19 protein-coding genes and 1 other annotated feature (1 of these 20 cut by a window edge) are annotated in these 17,565 nt (G+C 54.2%); of the genes, 1 reads left to right on the top strand and 18 read right to left on the bottom strand.

Translation table 11 applies throughout. The annotated features are described in order from the left end of the window. Positions 1-465: 465 nt before the first annotated feature. From GS3922_RS17020 to GS3922_RS03460, 6 genes are all read right to left on the bottom strand, one after another. Entirely contained in the window at positions 466-609 is a 144-nt protein-coding gene (locus GS3922_RS17020) for a YrzI family small protein (RefSeq protein ID WP_082816520.1), read from the bottom strand. A 367-nt stretch (positions 610-976) separates the two neighbouring features. Further along, positions 977-1,225: a YrhC family protein gene (locus GS3922_RS03480; RefSeq protein ID WP_063165198.1), complete on the bottom strand. Its 249-nt coding sequence runs from the start codon at positions 1,223-1,225 to the stop codon at positions 977-979. Between the two features lie 61 nt (positions 1,226-1,286). Continuing rightward, complete coding sequence (locus GS3922_RS03475) at positions 1,287-2,420, bottom strand: bifunctional cystathionine gamma-lyase/homocysteine desulfhydrase (protein WP_063165197.1); 1,134 nt, start codon at positions 2,418-2,420, stop codon at positions 1,287-1,289. After that, positions 2,417-3,346, bottom strand: coding sequence for a PLP-dependent cysteine synthase family protein (locus GS3922_RS03470; RefSeq protein ID WP_063165196.1), 930 nt, complete (start codon positions 3,344-3,346; stop codon positions 2,417-2,419). The genes GS3922_RS03475 and GS3922_RS03470 overlap by 4 nt, the downstream gene beginning before the upstream one ends. A 66-nt stretch (positions 3,347-3,412) precedes the next feature. Beyond that, complete coding sequence (gene mtnN, locus GS3922_RS03465) at positions 3,413-4,117, bottom strand: 5'-methylthioadenosine/S-adenosylhomocysteine nucleosidase (protein WP_063165195.1); 705 nt, start codon at positions 4,115-4,117, stop codon at positions 3,413-3,415. Between the two features lie 14 nt (positions 4,118-4,131). After that, positions 4,132-4,779, bottom strand: a complete 648-nt coding sequence (locus tag GS3922_RS03460) for a class I SAM-dependent methyltransferase (protein ID WP_063165194.1) — start codon at positions 4,777-4,779, stop codon at positions 4,132-4,134. Between the two features lie 192 nt (positions 4,780-4,971). On the opposite strand from GS3922_RS03460, the gene GS3922_RS03455 reads away from it, so the two are divergent. Beyond that, positions 4,972-5,181 carry a YrzA family protein gene (locus GS3922_RS03455; RefSeq protein ID WP_063165193.1) on the top strand — a complete coding sequence of 70 codons (210 nt, stop codon included), beginning with the start codon at positions 4,972-4,974 and terminating at the stop codon, positions 5,179-5,181. Between the two features lie 101 nt (positions 5,182-5,282). Here GS3922_RS03455 and GS3922_RS03450 read toward each other — a convergent pair whose 3' ends face one another. The 12 genes from GS3922_RS03450 to alaS form a co-directional block, all read right to left on the bottom strand. Next, a complete protein-coding gene (locus tag GS3922_RS03450) occupies positions 5,283-5,897 on the bottom strand; it encodes a YrrS family protein (protein ID WP_063165192.1) in 615 nt (204 codons plus the stop codon). Between the two features lie 62 nt (positions 5,898-5,959). After that, positions 5,960-7,726 (bottom strand): peptidoglycan D,D-transpeptidase FtsI family protein, encoded by a 1,767-nt coding sequence (locus GS3922_RS03445; protein WP_063165191.1) that lies wholly within the window; start codon positions 7,724-7,726, stop codon positions 5,960-5,962. Between the two features lie 118 nt (positions 7,727-7,844). Continuing rightward, positions 7,845-8,321, bottom strand: coding sequence for a transcription elongation factor GreA (greA, locus tag GS3922_RS03440; protein ID WP_044730751.1), 477 nt, complete (start codon positions 8,319-8,321; stop codon positions 7,845-7,847). A 107-nt stretch (positions 8,322-8,428) separates the two neighbouring features. Further along, a complete protein-coding gene (gene udk / locus GS3922_RS03435) occupies positions 8,429-9,064 on the bottom strand; it encodes a uridine kinase (RefSeq protein WP_063165190.1) in 636 nt (211 codons plus the stop codon). Between the two features lies 1 nt (position 9,065). Beyond that, on the bottom strand, positions 9,066-10,334 hold the full coding sequence (locus GS3922_RS03430; RefSeq protein WP_063165189.1) for a peptidase U32 family protein: 1,269 nt from the start codon (positions 10,332-10,334) through the stop codon (positions 9,066-9,068). A gap of 17 nt (positions 10,335-10,351) precedes the next feature. Beyond that, positions 10,352-11,281, bottom strand: coding sequence for a peptidase U32 family protein (locus tag GS3922_RS03425; RefSeq protein WP_063165188.1), 930 nt, complete (start codon positions 11,279-11,281; stop codon positions 10,352-10,354). Further along, complete coding sequence (locus tag GS3922_RS03420; RefSeq protein WP_063165187.1) at positions 11,278-11,931, bottom strand: O-methyltransferase; 654 nt, start codon at positions 11,929-11,931, stop codon at positions 11,278-11,280. Before GS3922_RS03420 ends, GS3922_RS03425 begins: the two co-directional genes overlap by 4 nt. Before the next feature lie 204 nt (positions 11,932-12,135). After that, on the bottom strand, positions 12,136-13,227 hold the full coding sequence (mltG, locus tag GS3922_RS03415; protein WP_063165186.1) for an endolytic transglycosylase MltG: 1,092 nt from the start codon (positions 13,225-13,227) through the stop codon (positions 12,136-12,138). 449 nt (positions 13,228-13,676) lie between these two features. Next, positions 13,677-13,973 (bottom strand): DUF1292 domain-containing protein, encoded by a 297-nt coding sequence (locus GS3922_RS03410; protein ID WP_063165185.1) that lies wholly within the window; start codon positions 13,971-13,973, stop codon positions 13,677-13,679. Between the two features lie 16 nt (positions 13,974-13,989). Next, a complete protein-coding gene (ruvX, locus tag GS3922_RS03405) occupies positions 13,990-14,406 on the bottom strand; it encodes a Holliday junction resolvase RuvX (protein ID WP_063165184.1) in 417 nt (138 codons plus the stop codon). A gap of 3 nt (positions 14,407-14,409) precedes the next feature. Next, on the bottom strand, positions 14,410-14,676 hold the full coding sequence (locus GS3922_RS03400; protein WP_063165183.1) for an IreB family regulatory phosphoprotein: 267 nt from the start codon (positions 14,674-14,676) through the stop codon (positions 14,410-14,412). Between the two features lie 68 nt (positions 14,677-14,744). Then, a complete protein-coding gene (gene alaS, locus GS3922_RS03395) occupies positions 14,745-17,381 on the bottom strand; it encodes an alanine--tRNA ligase (protein WP_063165182.1) in 2,637 nt (878 codons plus the stop codon). A gap of 47 nt (positions 17,382-17,428) precedes the next feature. Then, positions 17,429-17,565: a binding site (T-box leader), on the bottom strand; it runs 86 nt beyond the window's last position.

Here is a 17,565-nt window from a genome sequence, read left to right as displayed (position 1 = left end):
GTCCGTGTCTGGACAAAAAAATTCAGCCGGCCCTTAACGAAGCCGGCTGTGGCAACCGTATCACCCGCATCGATGAACAAAACGATCAGCTCTTTTGCGCAGCCCGTCTGCTGTTCCCCTCCCATCGCAGACAGGAGGCCGCCCTTGTTACACTCCTGCTTCGGCGCTCACTTCCGCGGCGACGACAAGCGCGATCGACGCCGTAATCACAACTGCCATGACGATGGCGAACATCCCCGTTCCCTCCTTGGCCTTCTCGTTTATTTTTATTTTACCAAAGAAGATGGGGAACGCTTCCGCCACATTTTGAACAATTGGTGAAATTCGACCGTCAACAACAGCACGCGCAGCATGCGCTACACTCCTTTATCCCGAGTCAAGTCGAATCGCCCGTCCGTTCCATCCACATCATAAGCCATACCGGTACAATCGACATGAATTTTCTCCCCTTTCATCCTTATTTTTTTAAAACACCCGTTGATGGACAGAACATTTGCGGTCAAGCAGCTCCTCCTCGGCCGCACGTGCGAACCGCTCCTCTTCGATGTTCCGCTTCCGCGGCTTTCTCCGTTCAATCGTGATTGTGATAAAAAACAAATGAATCGTCATGCCCGCTCACCTCCTTTCTATGCAAAAAGCCGCAGAAGACAGGCGCTTCTGCGGCTAAGCGTACAAAAAGGCCGCAGAAAGCGAGACTACCCCCTTCTGCGGCCCGATTGCTGCTGTTCGTGATCGGTGTACGTTCATTCCCGGTCGGCGGAAGGTCGAATAGCCTTTTGATTGAAAACATGCAGCGATGTTGCCCACATCATCATTGTCATTGTCTTCGACCTCCCTTCGGAAATAACGTTGCAAAGGTAATTATATCCAAAATTCATTCTATTGTAAACAATTTTTTACAAAATAAGCAAAAAGCCTGATTCCCTCTAAACGCCGACATCGGCAATAAAAAACCGCCTTTCGGCAAAAAGGCGGTTTACGGTTCGAACGGGTTCTCTTCTTCTTCAAGCTGACAAGCATAACGGGCGGCGCGGCGCGAGCAGTACAACGCCGCCGCCAAACAGCCGGAAACGGCCAGCAAAGCGAACGGTTTTTTCGCTGTCTCAAGCGCTCCCGGGATGATCGTACCTAAATAGAAAAACGCACCGAGCGCGAACAAAACAAGGCTGTATGTCTTGAAGTCGCCCGCCTTCGCGCGCAGCTCGTTCCGTTGTCGTTCAGTCACTGCCGGTCCCTCCTCTCGCCCCCACTGTACCATAAAGGGCGGAAAAGGAGGAGCGGCAATTTCAGCCAAGCGCTTGCGCCAAATCGTCAAGCAAATCGTTGACGTCTTCAAGGCCGATCGATAAACGGATGAGCCCATCGGTAATGCCAAGCTGTTCGCGCCGCTCTTTCGGGATCGACGCATGTGTCATTTTCCCCGGCAGCGAAATTAAGCTTTCGACCGCTCCTAAACTTTCGGCGAGCGTAAAGAAGCGAACGCGCGACAGCACCGTTTCGGCGCGTTCAAGGCTGCCGACATCAAACGAAATCATGCCGCCGAATCCGCGCATTTGTTTTTTCGCCAGCTCATGGTTCGGATGCTCCGGAAGCCCGGGGTAATACACGCGCGTCACCGCCTGATGCTCGGCCAAAAAGGCAGCAATCGCCCGCGCGTTTTGTTCATGCTCTTCCATCCGCACGCCAAGCGTTTTGATCCCGCGCATGAGCAGCCACGAGTCTTGCGGCCCAAGGATGCCGCCCGTTGCATTTTGCACGTAATGAAGCCGCTCAGCGAGTTCGGCGGTGCGGACGACCGCCAAGCCGGCGACAACGTCGCTGTGGCCGCCTAAATATTTCGTCGCGCTATGGATCACGATATCAGCGCCAAGCTCAAGCGGCGTTTGAAAGTACGGTGTCGAAAACGTGTTATCGACGATCAATCGCAGCCCGTGCGCACGGGCGATGGCGGCCGCTGCTTGCAGGTCAGTAATTTTCAAAAGCGGATTGGTCGGCGTTTCAATGTAAATGGCTTTCGTATTCGGGCGAATGTGCGCCTCGATGTTGGCAATGTCGCTCGTATCGACGAACGTTGCTTCGAGTCCGAACCGGTTGAATACGTTCGCCATCACTCGATACGTGCCGCCGTAAACGTCATCGGTGAGCACAATATGGTCGCCGCTGTCAAACAGCATCATGACGGCGGTAATCGCCGCCATTCCGGAAGCGAACGCAAACCCGGCCTCGCCGCCTTCAAGGTCAGCAATCAGTTTTTCAAGCGCGGCGCGCGTCGGGTTGCCGGTGCGCGAGTATTCAAATCCTTTATGTTTTCCAACTTTTTCTTGCTTGTATGTGCTCACTTGATAAATCGGAACCGATACCGCCCCTGTATGCGGGTCACCCGGAATGCCGCCATGGATGAGCAGCGTTTTTCGTCTCATGAGGATCCTCCACCTTCGTAAATGTTTTTGCTTAAGTACCGCTCGCTGCCGTCGGGGAAAATGACGACGATGTTCGTTCCCGGCTTCGCCTTCTCGGCCTCAAGCAAGGCGGCATGGAACGCAGCACCGGACGAGCTGCCGACCAAAAGCCCTTCTTGCCGCGCCAGCTCGCTCACACGGCGGAACGCATCGTCGTCGCGGATCGTGTAGATGGCGTCAAAGTAACCCGGATCCATAAACGGCGGCAAAAATTCCATGCCGATCCCTTCCGTCCTGTGCGGGCCGGGCTCGCCGCCGCCTAAAATCGAGCCTTCCGGTTCGACGATCACCGTTTTGATGGCCGGGTTTTTTTCTTTTAAAAACGCCGCCGTCCCCATAAACGTGCCGCCGGAACCGGCGCCGGCAACAAAGACGTCAATCTGCCCGTCCAAATCGTCCCACAGCTCCGGGCCGAGCGTCTTATAGTACGTCCGCGGGTTGGCCGGATTTTGAAACTGCTGCGGGCAATACGCCCCCGGGATCGTGCGGGCGAGCTCTTCGGCTTTGCGGACCGCCCCTTCCATCCCCTCTTCGGTCGGTGTATGGACAATTTGCGCCCCGAGCGCTTTCATCAGCTGCTGCTTTTCGATGCTGAATTTTTCCGGCACGCAAAAAATGACGTTGATGTTTTTTCCGATCGCCGCCAGCGCCAAGCCAATGCCGGTGTTGCCGGCCGTCGGCTCGATGATCGTACCGCCTTCTTTCAGTTTCCCCGATTCGAACGCTTCGCGCAACAGTTCCTGCCCGAGCCGGTCTTTAATGCTTCCGCCCGGATTGAAATACTCGAGCTTCGCGAACAGCCGGACCCCTTCCGGCAAGGGAAAGCGCGTAACTTCGACGACCGGTGTATGGCCGATCAGCTCATGGATGCTCTTTGCTACCCGCATAGGTGTCACTCCGTTTCTTCACGTCCATTTGGCGGCGGAACGGCAGTGCTTTTACGCTTTCGCTGCTTAGCCTTGCTTTTGCACGACCGCCAGCATCGACAACACAAGCTCAGCCGAGTGTTTTGCCGCCGTCTCTAAAAACTGTTCAAACGATACGTCCGACTCTTCGCCGGCAATGTCGGACAGCGCCCGGATGATGACAAACGGCGTTTCGAACTGCACGCACACTTGGGCGATCGCCGCCGCTTCCATTTCGACGGCGCACAGCTCCGGAAACTGGCCGCGCACAAATTCGACGCGCTTCGGATCGTTCATAAACGAATCGCCGGTCGCGATGAGGCCAACTGCCGCTTGGAGGCCGTCAAGCCGGGCCGCCGCTTGTTTCGCTGCCTCAACAAGCGTCTCGTCGGCCCGATAGCGCGCCGGCAGACCGGGCACTTGCCCGTACGCATAACCAAACGCCGTCACATCGACATCATGATGGACGACTTCATCGGAAATCACAAGGTCACCGACACGCAACGATGGCAAAAACCCGCCGGCCGAGCCGGTGTTAATCACAACATCGGGACGGAACCGGTCAAGCAGAAGCGTCGTTCCCATCGCCGCGTTCACCTTGCCGATGCCGGACTTCAGCAACACCGCTTCGACGCCGTCAAGGCGCCCGATGGAAAACTCGCACCCGGCGATCACCACTTCTTCACGCCCGTCCATGCGCGAGCGCAAAATGGCCACTTCCTCTTCCATTGCTCCAATAATGGCTGCTTTCATCGTTCTCCCTCTTTCTATGTCGTTTGTTTTACCGCCTCCATCAGCCAGACGAACGCGTTTTGCTGCGTAAAGGAGACGGAAAAGCCATGGTTGGCAAACAGTGAGGCCAATACGTCGAGCGTCGTGTAATATTCGCGTTCCAAATCATCGGCCAAATCATGGAACCCGCGCGCCCGGGCAGCTTCGACCGCCTGGCGGAACGCTTCTTTGTCACGAAACGCCGTATCAGCAAACACTATTTTACCACCTGAGTGGAGCAGTTGACTATATTTGGCGATCGCCTTGTCTTTTTCGGCATCAGTCAAATGGTGGAACGCATACGTGCTGGTGATCGTGTCGATCGGTTCGGGCGGCGGCGGAAATTGCAAAAAGTCGCCGTCCATAATGACCGCCTGCCCGCCGAGCTTTTCCGCCGCTTTTTTGCGCATCGGCGCTGATGGTTCAATCCCGTACACCGTTTTTCCGCGCTCGAGCAGCTTTTTCGTTAAATTGCCGGTGCCAACGCCAAATTCGAGCACCACTTGGCCCGCTTTATCGGCGACCGTGCTTAAAATGCGGTCATAGCCGGCAAACACGTCGCGGTATTGTTCATCATCACCTTCGACCGATTGGTCGTACGATTCCGCCCATTGCTCGAACAAATCGAGAAATTCCCTGCCCATGTAGTTGCACCTCGTAAAGTTTATAATTCCTATAAACATAGTATGCTTTGAGTGATAACCTGCTCTCAATGTAGCATATGTTTTTCCTTTGTTCAACGATCATGCTTGTCGTCATTTATATTGTTTCCCCTCATGCCCCGGTGGATGAGGGCGGGAAAATTTGCTACACTGGCGTTGAAAGGAGGCAAAACGATGGTCAACATTTCTCTTGATTTAATCGAAGACAAAGTGGAGTTTTTTGAAGCGGATGATTTACGGACGCTCGAGAAAAAAATTAACGAGCAAATTGAACATAATAAAGCGCTGCTGCTTTCCGTCCATCATGTGTCGCACCAAATGCACGTCATGGAAAACGGAAAGCGGTTTTACAGTGCGGTCGTCCATTTCAAAGCGAAAAAATAACAGGTGCCCATACACTTTCGGGCACCTGCTTTGCGCCACGTCCAAATGCGCTTCGCACCTTTTCGTTCCCCCGCCGACTGAAGCCATACTTTCCAACCGCGTTACGGCTTTTGCTTCAGTTTTTGCACCTTTGTCGGCTTCCAGCCTTCGTTCGTCACCCATTCAATATACACTTTGTAATGGGCGGTTTGATCCTTCGTCGAAATCGTGGCGACCGCTTTGTTCGGCCCGTTGTTGCCGATAAACCAAACGATCATCTCTTCCGGAGCAATGCCGGTCGCATAGCTGACTGCATCGAGCATTTCTTTCCAGTCGACCGAGTCTTTCTTAAACACCGTTTCGTGCGGCTCTGATTGCGTCGTGCCGATCGGCTGCCATGCCGGGTTGACGATTTCTTTTTCAATGTTCGACCCCGGTGGACCCGGCGTTTCCGTCACCCCGGCCTTCCCTTCCTCCTCGGCGGAGGCTGCCTCGTCCGCTTGCGGCGGCTCCTCCGTTTCGGCCGGCGCCGCCGTTTCCACTTCCACTCGCTTCGCGCTGTTTGCGGCTGTTTTTGCCCCACCATCAGCTTTCTCGCGGCTTGGCTGGCCGTCAAACAGCAAATTCCAAGCTACAATGACAATGAGCAATACGACAATGGCGATCGCCCCGTTCAGCCAGCGGTTGATTTTCCGCTGCTTGGCGCGGGCGGCAAAGCGCGTCCCTGTTTGCGGCACAGTCTCCTCCCCCTTTTTATGCGATTTTCCTGCTGAAAAAGCGGGTTCCCTATATGGGTTCGTTATGTTTGCTCGTTTTTGTCGTAAGCGTAAAGCGCCTCGACGGCAGCGGCAAATACGTCATTCGTCACCGTGCGCCCGCTCGGGCGGTCAAGCTCGACGACGGCAAGGGCGTATTTCGGGCGGTCAGCCGGGAAATAACCGGCAAACCATTTATTAATCAATTCGCCGCCGCCGTCCGTTTTTCCTGTCTCGGCCGTTCCCGATTTGCCGGCGACCGCATACGGCAGCGAGCGGAAGCGGCGCCCGGTTCCGTCTTCTTTCGTGACGACACCGCGCAAGAGCTGCTGCAGCTGCTCTGCCGTTTCTGGCGCGAGCGGCTCCTTGTCCGTCACCGGTTCGGACGGAAAGGAAAACAGCGTCGTGCCGTTTTTATAGAGCACTTGATCGACGGCCCGCACTTTGAGCGCTTCGCCGCCGCGGGCGATCGTCGCCATCATGTTGGCGACGCCAAGCGGCGAGACGCGCACATCTTTTTGCCCGATCGCCGTTTGCGCCACAGCGAGCGGCACCCGCTTGTCGCGCCGATCGTGCCAAATCGTTCCTTTTCGCTCTTCCGGAAACTGACGAAAATGCTCTTCATGATACACCGCTCCTTCCCAACCGGCCGTCGGATACAGTCCGAGCTTTTCGGCATACGTCTCGAACGCGTCAAGGTCATGTCTGATCAGCTCCTTGCCGAGGGTGGCGAAGGCATTGTTGCAGCTGACGGCAAAACTGTCGGCTAAATCGAGCGTGCCGTAATCGTGCTCCTCATCGCGGGTTGTGCCATCAATTTTTTTGCTGCAGTCAAATGTCGTCCCAAACGAGGCAAGCCCTTCATCGAGCGCCGCCGCCGCGATCACGGTCTTAAAGATGGAGCCGGGAATTTGCGGCAGCACCATTTGGTTTTCCGCCCCGCGGTTTTTGTACGGATCGCGCGGATCCATATTCGGACGGCTGACTAGAGCAAGCACGCTGTTTGTGTCAATATCAAGCAAAACAAGGCCGCCTTTTTTCAGCCCGTACCGATCCACAATCCGCTCCATCTCTTGCTGTATGTCACGGTCAAGTGTCGTTTGGACAGTCACCGGATAAAACGGGTTGCCCGGGTCGTTATACTTGACATCAAGCCCAAACAGCGGCCGTCCTTCCGCGTCGACGTGATAAAGCAGCTTCGTCTCCCCTTCGGCGAGCAAAAATTCGTCAAACGCCTTTTCGAGCCCTTGAATGCCGGCTTCAGCCTGCGGCGGGAGCGGCCGTTTCGGGTAGCGCGCGCGCAAGAGCTCGCGGTCCGGGCGGGTAAAGCCGATCACATGCGGGGCGTACACCGTCTCGAGCGCATATTGTTTATTGACGGCAAAAACGCCCGGGATGCGCAAATCGTTGATTTGTTTCATCTGGTTCGCGCTTAAAGCGAGCGGCTCACCATCTTGCTCTAAGACGAACGGCCCGTTCGCCCGTTCGAGCTGGCGGCGGATCTCTTCTTCGGCGACGCCTGTGATGCGGGCGATTTGTTCAATCGGCCATTTCATCGTGTTTAAAAACGGGAACAATACAAGCGAAGGCACGTACCGTTTGGTGAGCGGCTTGCCGTTTCGGTCGACGAACGACCCGCGGCCATCATCGATCATCAATTCTTGTGTGCGCTGAGCGACGCTTTCGGCAATTAAATTATGATTGGCAAACGATTCTGTGTCAATGAGCTGAAGCTGCGCCAGCCGTCCGACGAGCAGCAGCAGGCCGGCTTGAATAAGCGCCAGCATAGCGATCGTCCGTTTTTTCCACATAAAGAAAACACCTCATCATCAGTTTCGACGAGGTGTTTTCATTTGAAACGTGCCAATGGCCGCGATTTTTTCGCGTTGTTTGCACGGCCTCCCATTTCATAAACGAGCCAAACAGCGCTTATTTGACCGCGACAATTTTCACCAGCATTTCCCCGCCCGGCGTTTGTACGGTCACTTCATCGCCGACGCGGCGACCGATCAGCGATTTGGCGATCGGCGAATCGTTGGAAATTTTTCCTTCAAACGGGTCGGCCTCGGCGCTGCCGACAATCGTATACGTCTCTTCCTCGCCGTCCGGAAGCTCAATGAACGTCACCGACTTGCCGAGCGAGACGACGTCTGGATTTTCTTTGTCTTCTTCAATGATGACGGCGTTGCGGATCATGTTTTCAAGCATTTGAATGCGCGATTCGACAAACGCCTGCTCATCTTTGGCCGCATCATATTCCGAGTTTTCCGATAAGTCACCGAACCCCCGTGCAATTTTAATACGTTCGACAACTTCCTTCCGTTTCACGGTTTTTAAATACTCGAGTTCTTGTTCCAGTTTCTCTTTTCCCTCTTTCGTCATCGGGTACTGCTTTTCATTCGCCATTCATCTCACTCCTCTATGTTCTTCATTATGTAAAACGTACGAACAGAAAAACAACTGTTCGTACGCTTACTTGTTATATAATATATTGTTTTGTCTCTGTTATGTTATTATAAAACCGATTTTTGTTCAAGAACTGTGCGAATTTTTGCCACCATTAAATCGATGGCGACGACGTTTTGCCCGCCTTCCGGAATGATCACGTCCGCGTAGCGCTTCGTCGGTTCGACAAACTGGTTGTGCATCGGCCGAACGACCGATAAATATTGGTCAATGACCGAATCAAACGTGCGGCCGCGCTCTTTAATGTCACGGATGAGGCGGCGGATGATGCGGATGTCTGGATCGGTGTCGACATACACTTTAATATCCATTAAATTGCGGAGCCGCTCATCTTCTAAAACGAGAATGCCTTCCAAAATAATGACATCTTTCGGCTCAACGCGGATGACTTGATTCGAGCGGGTATGCAAGGTGTAGTCGTACACCGGCTTGTCGATCGGCTCATAACGAAGCAGTTGATGGACGTGCTCGATCAATAAGTCGTTGTCAAACGCCAGCGGATGGTCGTAATTCGTTTTCAGCCGCTCTTCAAACGGAAGATGGCTTTGGTCTTTGTAATAAAAGTCTTGCTCCAAGACAAGAATCGAGCGGTCGCCGAAATGGTCGTAAATCGCGCGGGCGACGCTCGTCTTCCCCGAACCGGAGCCGCCAGCAACGCCGATGACAACGGGCTTCTTTGCCATCTTAATTCTCCTTTCTCATCATGTTGTACGGGAAGAGGGGGCGCTTGACTTTGAACTTGACGATTTGCAGCGGATGGCGCGCCGCATCGAGCTCGTTGCCGTCTTCATCCCAAATGTTGTCGATCACTTGGGTAAAGTTTTCAATTTCTGGGCCGAAAAATTCCACTTCATCGCCGGGGCGGAAATGGTTGCGCTGCTGGATGGTGGCGATGCCCGTCTCCCGGTCGTAATCAAGCACCAAGCCGGCAAACTCATGCGTCGTTTTTCGGCTGTGCGTGCCATACATATGGTTTGTGTAGTCAGGAAAGCCTTCAAAAAACGACGAAGCCGTTTCACGGTTGGCGCATTTGTCGAGCTCGCGCACCCACTCTTCACGGATCGTGAAATGGTCGGGATCGGCGCAGTAGGCATCGATCACTTTCCGGTAGACGCTGACAACCGTCGCCACGTAATGGATCGATTTCATCCGCCCTTCAATTTTCAAGCTGTCGACGCCAAGTTCAATCATCGCCGGAATGGCGCGGATCAAGTTCAAGTCTTTCGCGCTCATGGCAAACGGGGCGTCGCCTTCTGAAAACAGAGGAATTTCGCGGCCGTCAGACAGCTGGTATAAATCGTAATCCCAGCGGCATGACTGACAGCACCCGCCGCGGTTTGAATCACGCGCCGTCATATGATTGCTCAATACGCAGCGGCCGGAGTAGGCAGAGCACATCGCCCCATGGATGAACGCTTCGATTTCAATATCGACTTTCTCTTTGATCTGCCGGATTTCTTCTGCGCTCACTTCACGGGCGAGCACGACCCGCTCGAGCCCTTCCTCTTTCCAAAACTGGACCGCTTTCCAGTTGGCGAGCGACTGTTGCGTGCTTAAATGCACTTCAAGCTTCGGCGCCACCCGGCGCGCCGTTTCGATGATGAGCGGGTCGGCGACGATAATGCCGTGAACGCCGGCCCCCTCTAGCGCCCGCAAATAGTCGTCAAGGCCGGGAATGTTTTCGTTATGAGCGTAAATGTTGGCCGTTACATACACCTTTGCCCCATACTGGTTGGCAAATTCAACACCTTCACGAATTTCCTCGATCGTAAAGTTGTCAGCATTCGCGCGCAAGCTGTATTCTTGGCCGCCGATAAAGACGGCGTCCGCCCCGTAGTGGACGGCGATTTTCAGCTTTTCCAAGTTGCCGGCCGGCGCCAGCAACTCCGGCTTTTTCACGATAACGCGCTTGCCGTCAACGATCTCGGAAATGCGATCATTTTTCAGCAACATGCCGTTTCCCTCCTTTTTCAATAAATCGTCTCTTTGAAGAAAAATCCGGTGTCCATCCGGCGGTGCGGCGGCTGGAGCGCTTCAACTGCAGCGAGCAAATCGTCTTTCTCCCTCTCGTATCGCTCACGGTCATCAGCGCATACATCGATGGCGCGGCGGTACAGCTTCGTCACTTCCGTGATGTAGTGCGGTTCATGCAAAATGCCGTCGATTTTAAAGCTGTCAATGCCGGCATCGATCATGTCACCGAGCTCGTCAATGATGCAAAGATCGTTTGGGCTCATAATGTGCGTGCCGTTTTCGTCTTCAAAAATCGGGTATTTATAGTCGCGCTCCTTGTCGTACAGGAACATCCCTTTTTCGTACTTTTTCCGTTCGATTTCCATCACTTTTCCTTGATACTCAAAATAGTTGCCAATCAGCGAACGCTTCGACTGATACATGCACGTCATGCCATGCACTTGCACTTCAATTTCCACTTCAGCATGGGCTTTGATTTCCAAAATGGCGTCCATGTTCAGCTCGCGCGCCAAGACGGCGCGTTTCGCCCCTTTTCGCCCCCAGTAGTTGCACGTGTACCAGTTTGTCGCTGTCGTTTCCGTGCTCCAATGGAGCTTCATATGTGGAGCGGTTTCTCGCACCGTCAGCAAAACAGCTGGGTCGCCAAAAACGATCGCGTCCGCTCCTACGCCGGCGACAAAAGCGACGTAATCAGCGAGCTCGTCCACTTTGTCATTATGAAAAATGGCGTTCATCGCCACATACACGTTCATGCCGTGCCGGTGGGCCGCTTCGACGGCCGCGGCGACATCGGCGCGGGAAAACTCCCCGGCGAGCCGCAAGCCATAGCGCTGTTCGCCGACAATGATGGCGTCCGCTCCGGCTTCCGCCAGTTCATCAATATGGGAAACACTCGTCGGCGTGACGAGCAATTCCGGTTTTTTCATTCTCGTTCACCTCGTTTTTTCGATATAGCGAGCCCATCGCCGACCGGAATGATGACCGTGTCATAATCGCTCCGGGCCATCAGCCACTCATTATAGCGGCGAATTTTTTGCGCGATGTTCCAAAGCCGCTTATTGTCCGCGGGCGTTTCGGCGGCGACAAGCCCTTTAAACAGCACGTTGTCGCTGATGATGAGGCCGCCTTCAGCGAGAAACGGTTCATAAAGCGTAAAAAAGCGCTCGTATTGCCCTTTGGCGGCGTCGATAAACAGCGCATCGAACGGCGCAGCGGCGGCCACGTCCGCCCCCACTGCGAGTGCATCGCCGAAGACCGTCTCGATTTGCCGCCCGGTGTTTGTCTTTCCGATATAAAAACGGGCGCGTTCGTACCGCTCCCGGTCTTTTTCAATCGTCACAATGCGCGCCTCCGGCAGCGCTTTCGCCATCCGGATCGCCGAATAGCCGATCGCTGTGCCGATTTCCAAAATGCGGCGCGGTTTGGCAGTTTTCAACACGAACAGCAGCACTTCCATGCTCACCGGATCCATAATCGGCACGCGATGTTCATGCGCGTACCGCTCCATTTCTGCGATATCCGGATCCGGCGCTGGGCGCAGCTGCTGCAAATAATGAACGACGTCTTTTGCAAGCAAGGGGATTCCTCCTCGCCATCAACAGAGTGAAAAGCGCCTGCCTGGAGCCGGAGGGCGGCCCAAAGGTTTACGCTTCATCAACATGAAAAATAAGAGCCGCAAACGGACTCTTATCGTCAGCCTGTTCAACTTTATCTATACTATCATAAAAAGGCGAAAAAGCGAAGCCGTTTGGCCCGATCGGCCAGCAACTTCCGTTTTGCTCTATTGTTTCCCAATATGCTTCGCTTTTTCCCGGTTATGCTCCGCCAGCGTCTTTGTAAAAATGACGTCGCCGGCCGGCGTGGCCAAAAAGTATAAATAGTCGGTTGCCGCCGGCTTGAGCGCCGCTTTGATCGACATCTCGCCGGCATTGGCAATCGGTCCCGGCGGCAGCCCTTTATGAATGTACGTATTGTACGGCGAATCAACTTTCAAGTCTTTGTAAAAGACACGCTCTTTATGCTTGCCGAGCGCGTATAAGACCGTCGGATCGGTTTGCAGCGGCATGTCAAGGCGCAGCCGGTTGTAAAACACGCTGGCAATTTTCTCGCGATCGGCTTTTTCAGTCGCCTCTTCCTCTATTAATGACGCCATCGTCAATAGACGATGCGGCGACAGTTGTTTTTCCTTCATCGCGTCCTTGTACATATCAAGCACCGCCGCCGTTTTGGCGACCATCGCTTCAATGATCTCCGTAAGCGGCGGCTTTTTGTCGGCAAACACGTAGGTGGCCGGAAACAAGTAGCCTTCAAGCGGATAGCGGATGTTTTTATGAAAAATGTCGCTTGCTAATAAGTCCGGATATGTTTTCCTTAGCTGTTCAATGTACGCGCGATCGTTGAGCAGCTTCATAGTCTCTTCTCGCTTGTACCCCGTTTTCGCGGCGATGATGTCGGCGATTTGCACAAGCTGTGACCCTTCGGGGATCGTCAACTTTAATCCGATTTTCAGCGACTTCCCGGTTTGTAACAGCTCGATGATGCGCGTCATCGGCATCGCCCGCGTCAGCTCATACTCCCCGGCTTGAAAGCCGGACTCGTTTTTCCAACGGACGTAGTAGCGGAAAACAGCCGCGCTTTTAATAAGCCGCTTTTGTTCGAGTTGTTCGGCAATATCCGCCACCGATGAACCGACCGGAACGGAGACATGAACCGGGGTGCGGTCGTCCGGATCGACCGGCTCGAACGCGGAGCGGATGTATAGGAAACCGCTGGCGCCGGCGATGACGATCGCTGCCAGCAAGACGGCGCAAACGATCAAGACGATTTTTCGCACAAGCCGTGCCTTAGGCGCCTGAAAATCGCTCTGTTCCATCTTCAGCCTCCTTTCATCGGTCATATTATACTACAAATTTCTTCATTTTTCGCCCTTTAACGATAAGAAATACACCTGCTCCCAGCGATGCGGAACCCGGCCGCTCAATCCATTCACTGAAAAGATGCTACAGGCAACGCTTTTTCGCCTCTTAGGAATCAAAAGGATCGCCCAAGACGCACGCATAATTCAATCGAAAACGTTTATGAGCAACGTTTTGCCCTGAACCCAGACATAAAAAGGCGGCTCAAAGTGTCTGCATTTTCATCGAAAAGATCTATGGGCAGCGCGATCTGCCCTCCACCTGGGGATGAAAATCGGCGCCAGTTCGGCATTTTCATCGAAAAGGTTCCTAAACAACGTTCCTCCATCTAAGCGTGAAAATGGTCACTCAAAATATGCGCATTTTCACAGAAAAAGCAGCCGCCTCTAGGCAGCCGCTTCGTTCGTTACGCTTCGCCTTCCTCTTGTTCGGCGCAAAACGTATTCCACACTTCTTCGATCATATCCCATTCTTCTTCCGTCTCAATCGGAAGCAGTTCCCCTTCCTCATTCTCATCGCCGGGGATAAAGGCAGAAACGTGCACTTCCGTCTCACCGTCTTCGTCTTCGGCCTCGGCGCCGACCGGATAGTAAAACACGTACGATTTGCCGAAATCATCCGATTCAAACGTAAACAAAATTTCACACAGCTGCTCGTTGCCGTGTTCATCGACAACGGTAATATGACGATCTCCATGTTCCATTGACGCTTCCTCCCATTCACCGTTTACTGTCCAAGTACGATTGCAAAATGACGGCCGCCGCCATTTTGTCGATCACTTTCCGCCGCTTTTTCCGGCTCACATCGGCAGCGATCAACATCCGCTCGGCAGCCATCGTCGACAGCCGTTCATCCCAAAGCACGACCGGCAAAGAAAATTCCTCGCGCAGCCTGGCGGCAAACCGCTCGCTCGCCTCGGCGCGCGGCCCGAGCGTGCCGTTCATGTTTTTCGGCCATCCGACAACGATCGCATCGACGCCATACTCCTCGATGATGGCGCGCAGCCGCTCTAAACCATAGTTGCCGTGCTCCTCATCGATGGCGATCGTCTCCAAGCCTTGCGCCGTCCAGCCGAGTTCATCGCTGACGGCCACCCCGAGCGTTTTCGTTCCGAGATCTAGTCCTAGCGTTCGCATCGGTTAATCCTTTCGTTGCCCCTGTAAATAGAATTTCACCAGTTCCTCGATTAATTCGTCGCGCTCGATTTTGCGGATGAGTGTGCGCGCATCGTTATGGCGCGGGATGTAAGCCGGGTCGCCGGACAACAAATAACCGACAATTTGGTTGATCGGGTTGTAGCCTTTTTCTTGCAGGGCGTCATATACCGTCAACAACACCTCGCGAACGTTCGTTTCGGCCGGCTCCTCCGGGAAATGAAACTGCATCGTTTGGTCAAACGAGCTCACCGTTTCCACCTCGCTCTTTATTCGGGCATCCCGTCATCTTACATCCATTGTACACGATTCGCGCCCATTTAGGAAATGGATTTGACCCACGTTTCGACATAATCAAGCGCTTCGCCGACTTTGTTCGCGTCCTTTCCTCCGGCCTGCGCCATATCCGGGCGCCCGCCTCCTCCGCCGCCACAGCGGGAAGCCACTTCTTTAACGAGCTTGCCGGCGTGGTATCCTTTTTTCACTAAGTCATCGGTCACCGCGGCAATCAATTGGACTTTGCCGCCTTGCACCGCCGCCAACACGATGACCGCCGTGCCTAATTTTTGCTTCAAGTCATCAGCCATCGCCCGCAATTGGTTCATGTCGTTCGCCTGCACTTTCGCCGCCAACACCGGCACGCCGCCCACATCTTTCACTTGACGGGCGAGATGTTCTGCTTCCATATGGGCGAGACGAGCGGCGAGCGACTCGTTTTCACGCTGCAGTTGGCGCAGTTCGGCAAACAGCCCATCAAGGCGCGCATTCAGCTCCCTCGGGCTCGTTTTCAGCTTTTGCGCCGCTTCTTGCAACAACGCAAGCTGTTCGCTCATAAAGCGGTACGCCGCCTCCCCGGTCACCGCCTCAATCCGGCGCGTGCCGGCGCCTATGCCTGACTCGGAGACGATTTTAAATAACCCGATGGCGGCAGTATTCGGCACATGGCAGCCGCCGCACAGCTCCAAGCTGTAGTCGCCAACTTTAACGACGCGGACGATGTCGCCGTATTTTTCGCCAAACAGCGCCATCGCACCCATCGCTTTTGCTTCTTCGAGCGGCTTGTAAAAGATGTCGACCGGAAGGCTCTTCCAAATTTGTTCATTGACGATCGCCTCGATGCGCTCGAGCTCATCAGGCTTCACTTGTCCGAAATGAGTGAAGTCAAAGCGCAACCGATCCGGGGCGACGAGCGATCCGGCCTGGTTGACATGACGGCCGAGCACATCTTTTAACGCTTGATGAAGCAAGTGGGTCGCCGTATGGTTTTTCACAATTTGCGCCCGCTTCGCTTCGTCGACGCGCGCTGTGTAGCGGGCGCCTCTTTTCACCGTGCCGCGCTCGACGACAATCGAATGAAGATGCTGGCCGTTTGGCGCTTTCTGTACGTCTTTGACGACCGCTGTTCCCGCTTCGCCTGCAAACGTACCCTGGTCGGCGATCTGCCCGCCGCTTTCGGCGTAAAACGGCGTGACATCGACAATGATTTGCGCCTCTTCGCCAGCCCCGACTTCATCGACGAGCTTCCCGTCTTTAATGATGGTCATGACCGTCGAGGAAACGACGAGTTCATCGTAGCCGACAAAACGGCTTTCATCTTTAATGTCGCCGAGCACCCCGCCTTGCACTTGCATCGAATCGACGTCTTGGCGGGCGGCGCGGGCCCGTTCGCGCTGGCGCTCCATCTCGCGCTCAAAACCGGCGTGGTCAACCGACATACCGGCTTCAGCAGCATATTCTTCCGTCAGCTCGACTGGGAATCCGTACGTGTCGTACAAGCGGAACACATCTTCTCCAGGAATGACGTCGCTTCCTTGCGCTTTCGCCTTTTCGATTACTTCCGCCAAAATGGCGAGCCCTTCGTGAAGCGTTTCATGGAACCGTTCTTCCTCATTGCGGATCACCCGCTGAATAAAGTCAGCTTTTTCTTTTACTTCCGGGTAGTAATCGTGCATAATTTCGCCGACAACCGGAACGAGCTCGTACATAAACGGACGCTCAATGCCGATTTGTTTCGCGTAGCGCACAGCGCGGCGGAGCAGGCGGCGCAATACATAGCCGCGGCCTTCGTTCGACGGCAGCGCCCCGTCGCCAATCGCAAACGTCACGGCGCGAATATGGTCGGCGATCACTTTAAAGGCGACGTCCTTGTCCGAATCCTCGCCATACCGCTCGCCAGCAATTTGTTCGGTGGCGCGGATGATCGGCATGAACAAGTCGGTTTCAAAGTTTGTCGGCACATCTTGCAAAATCGAGCACATCCGCTCTAAACCCATGCCGGTATCGATGTTTTTCTTCGGCAGCGGCGTGTACGTGCCGTCCGGATTATGATTGAATTGAGAAAAGACGAGATTCCACACTTCCAAGTAACGCTCGTTTTCCCCGCCCGGATACAGCTCCGGATCGTTCGGGTCGTTTCCGAACGCCTCGCCGCGGTCGTAAAAAATTTCCGTGTTCGGGCCGCTTGGGCCTTCGCCAATATCCCAGAAGTTCCCTTCGAGGCGAATGATCCGCTCTTTTGGCAAGCCGATTTCGTTATGCCAAATGTCGTACGCCTCTTCGTCTTCCGGGTGAACGGTGACCGACAGCCGCTCCGGATCAAAGCCGATCCACTTTTCGCTCGTTAAAAACTCCCACGCCCAATGGATCGCTTCGCGCTTAAAGTAATCGCCGATCGAAAAGTTGCCGAGCATTTCAAAAAACGTATGATGGCGCGCCGTTTTCCCGACATTTTCAATGTCGTTTGTGCGGATCGATTTTTGCGCATTGCAAATGCGCGGGTTGTCCGGGATGATGCGGCCGTCAAAATATTTTTTCAGCGTCGCGACGCCGCTGTTGATCCATAACAGCGATGGGTCGTCGACCGGAATAAGCGAGGCGCTCGGCTCGACTTCATGGCCTTTTTCTTGGAAAAACTGCAAAAACATGCGCCGCACTTCGGCAGATGTTAATTTTTTCATGATGATCCTCCCCTTTTGTTTTTTATATAAAAAAACTCCCATCCCCTGGCAGGGACGAGAGTTGTGCTCGCGGTACCACCCTGTTTATGGGCAAAAAGCGCCCATCACCTCTTTGGCTGTAACGCAGCCTTGCGTCAGGTTTTGCCTGCGCTCCGGATTAGCCTTCTGTTGCCCTTCATCTGGA

Source organism: Geobacillus subterraneus, assembly GCF_001618685.1.
GTDB classification, from domain to species: Bacteria; Bacillota; Bacilli; order Bacillales; family Anoxybacillaceae; genus Geobacillus; species Geobacillus subterraneus.
Note: the sequence above shows the minus strand (reverse complement) of the source record. Positions and strands in the feature narration are given on the sequence as shown.

What these genes read in the sequence shown, in the direction of transcription:
- GS3922_RS17020 (WP_082816520.1), bottom strand. Translation starts at nt 609, where the DNA reads ATGACGATTCATTTGTTTTTTATCACAATCACGATTGAACGGAGAAAG.
- GS3922_RS03475 (WP_063165197.1), bottom strand. Translation starts at nt 2,420, where the DNA reads ATGAGACGAAAAACGCTGCTCATCCATGGCGGCATTCCGGGTGACCCG.
- GS3922_RS03470 (WP_063165196.1), bottom strand. Translation starts at nt 3,346, where the DNA reads ATGCGGGTAGCAAAGAGCATCCATGAGCTGATCGGCCATACACCGGTC.
- mtnN (WP_063165195.1), bottom strand. Translation starts at nt 4,117, where the DNA reads ATGAAAGCAGCCATTATTGGAGCAATGGAAGAGGAAGTGGCCATTTTG.
- GS3922_RS03460 (WP_063165194.1), bottom strand. Translation starts at nt 4,779, where the DNA reads ATGGGCAGGGAATTTCTCGATTTGTTCGAGCAATGGGCGGAATCGTAC.
- GS3922_RS03455 (WP_063165193.1), top strand. Translation starts at nt 4,972, where the DNA reads ATGGTCAACATTTCTCTTGATTTAATCGAAGACAAAGTGGAGTTTTTT.
- GS3922_RS03445 (WP_063165191.1), bottom strand. Translation starts at nt 7,726, where the DNA reads ATGTGGAAAAAACGGACGATCGCTATGCTGGCGCTTATTCAAGCCGGC.
- greA (WP_044730751.1), bottom strand. Translation starts at nt 8,321, where the DNA reads ATGGCGAATGAAAAGCAGTACCCGATGACGAAAGAGGGAAAAGAGAAA.
- udk (WP_063165190.1), bottom strand. Translation starts at nt 9,064, where the DNA reads ATGGCAAAGAAGCCCGTTGTCATCGGCGTTGCTGGCGGCTCCGGTTCG.
- GS3922_RS03430 (WP_063165189.1), bottom strand. Translation starts at nt 10,334, where the DNA reads ATGTTGCTGAAAAATGATCGCATTTCCGAGATCGTTGACGGCAAGCGC.
- GS3922_RS03425 (WP_063165188.1), bottom strand. Translation starts at nt 11,281, where the DNA reads ATGAAAAAACCGGAATTGCTCGTCACGCCGACGAGTGTTTCCCATATT.
- mltG (WP_063165186.1), bottom strand. Translation starts at nt 13,227, where the DNA reads ATGGAACAGAGCGATTTTCAGGCGCCTAAGGCACGGCTTGTGCGAAAA.
- GS3922_RS03410 (WP_063165185.1), bottom strand. Translation starts at nt 13,973, where the DNA reads ATGGAACATGGAGATCGTCATATTACCGTTGTCGATGAACACGGCAAC.
- ruvX (WP_063165184.1), bottom strand. Translation starts at nt 14,406, where the DNA reads ATGCGAACGCTAGGACTAGATCTCGGAACGAAAACGCTCGGGGTGGCC.
- alaS (WP_063165182.1), bottom strand. Translation starts at nt 17,381, where the DNA reads ATGAAAAAATTAACATCTGCCGAAGTGCGGCGCATGTTTTTGCAGTTT.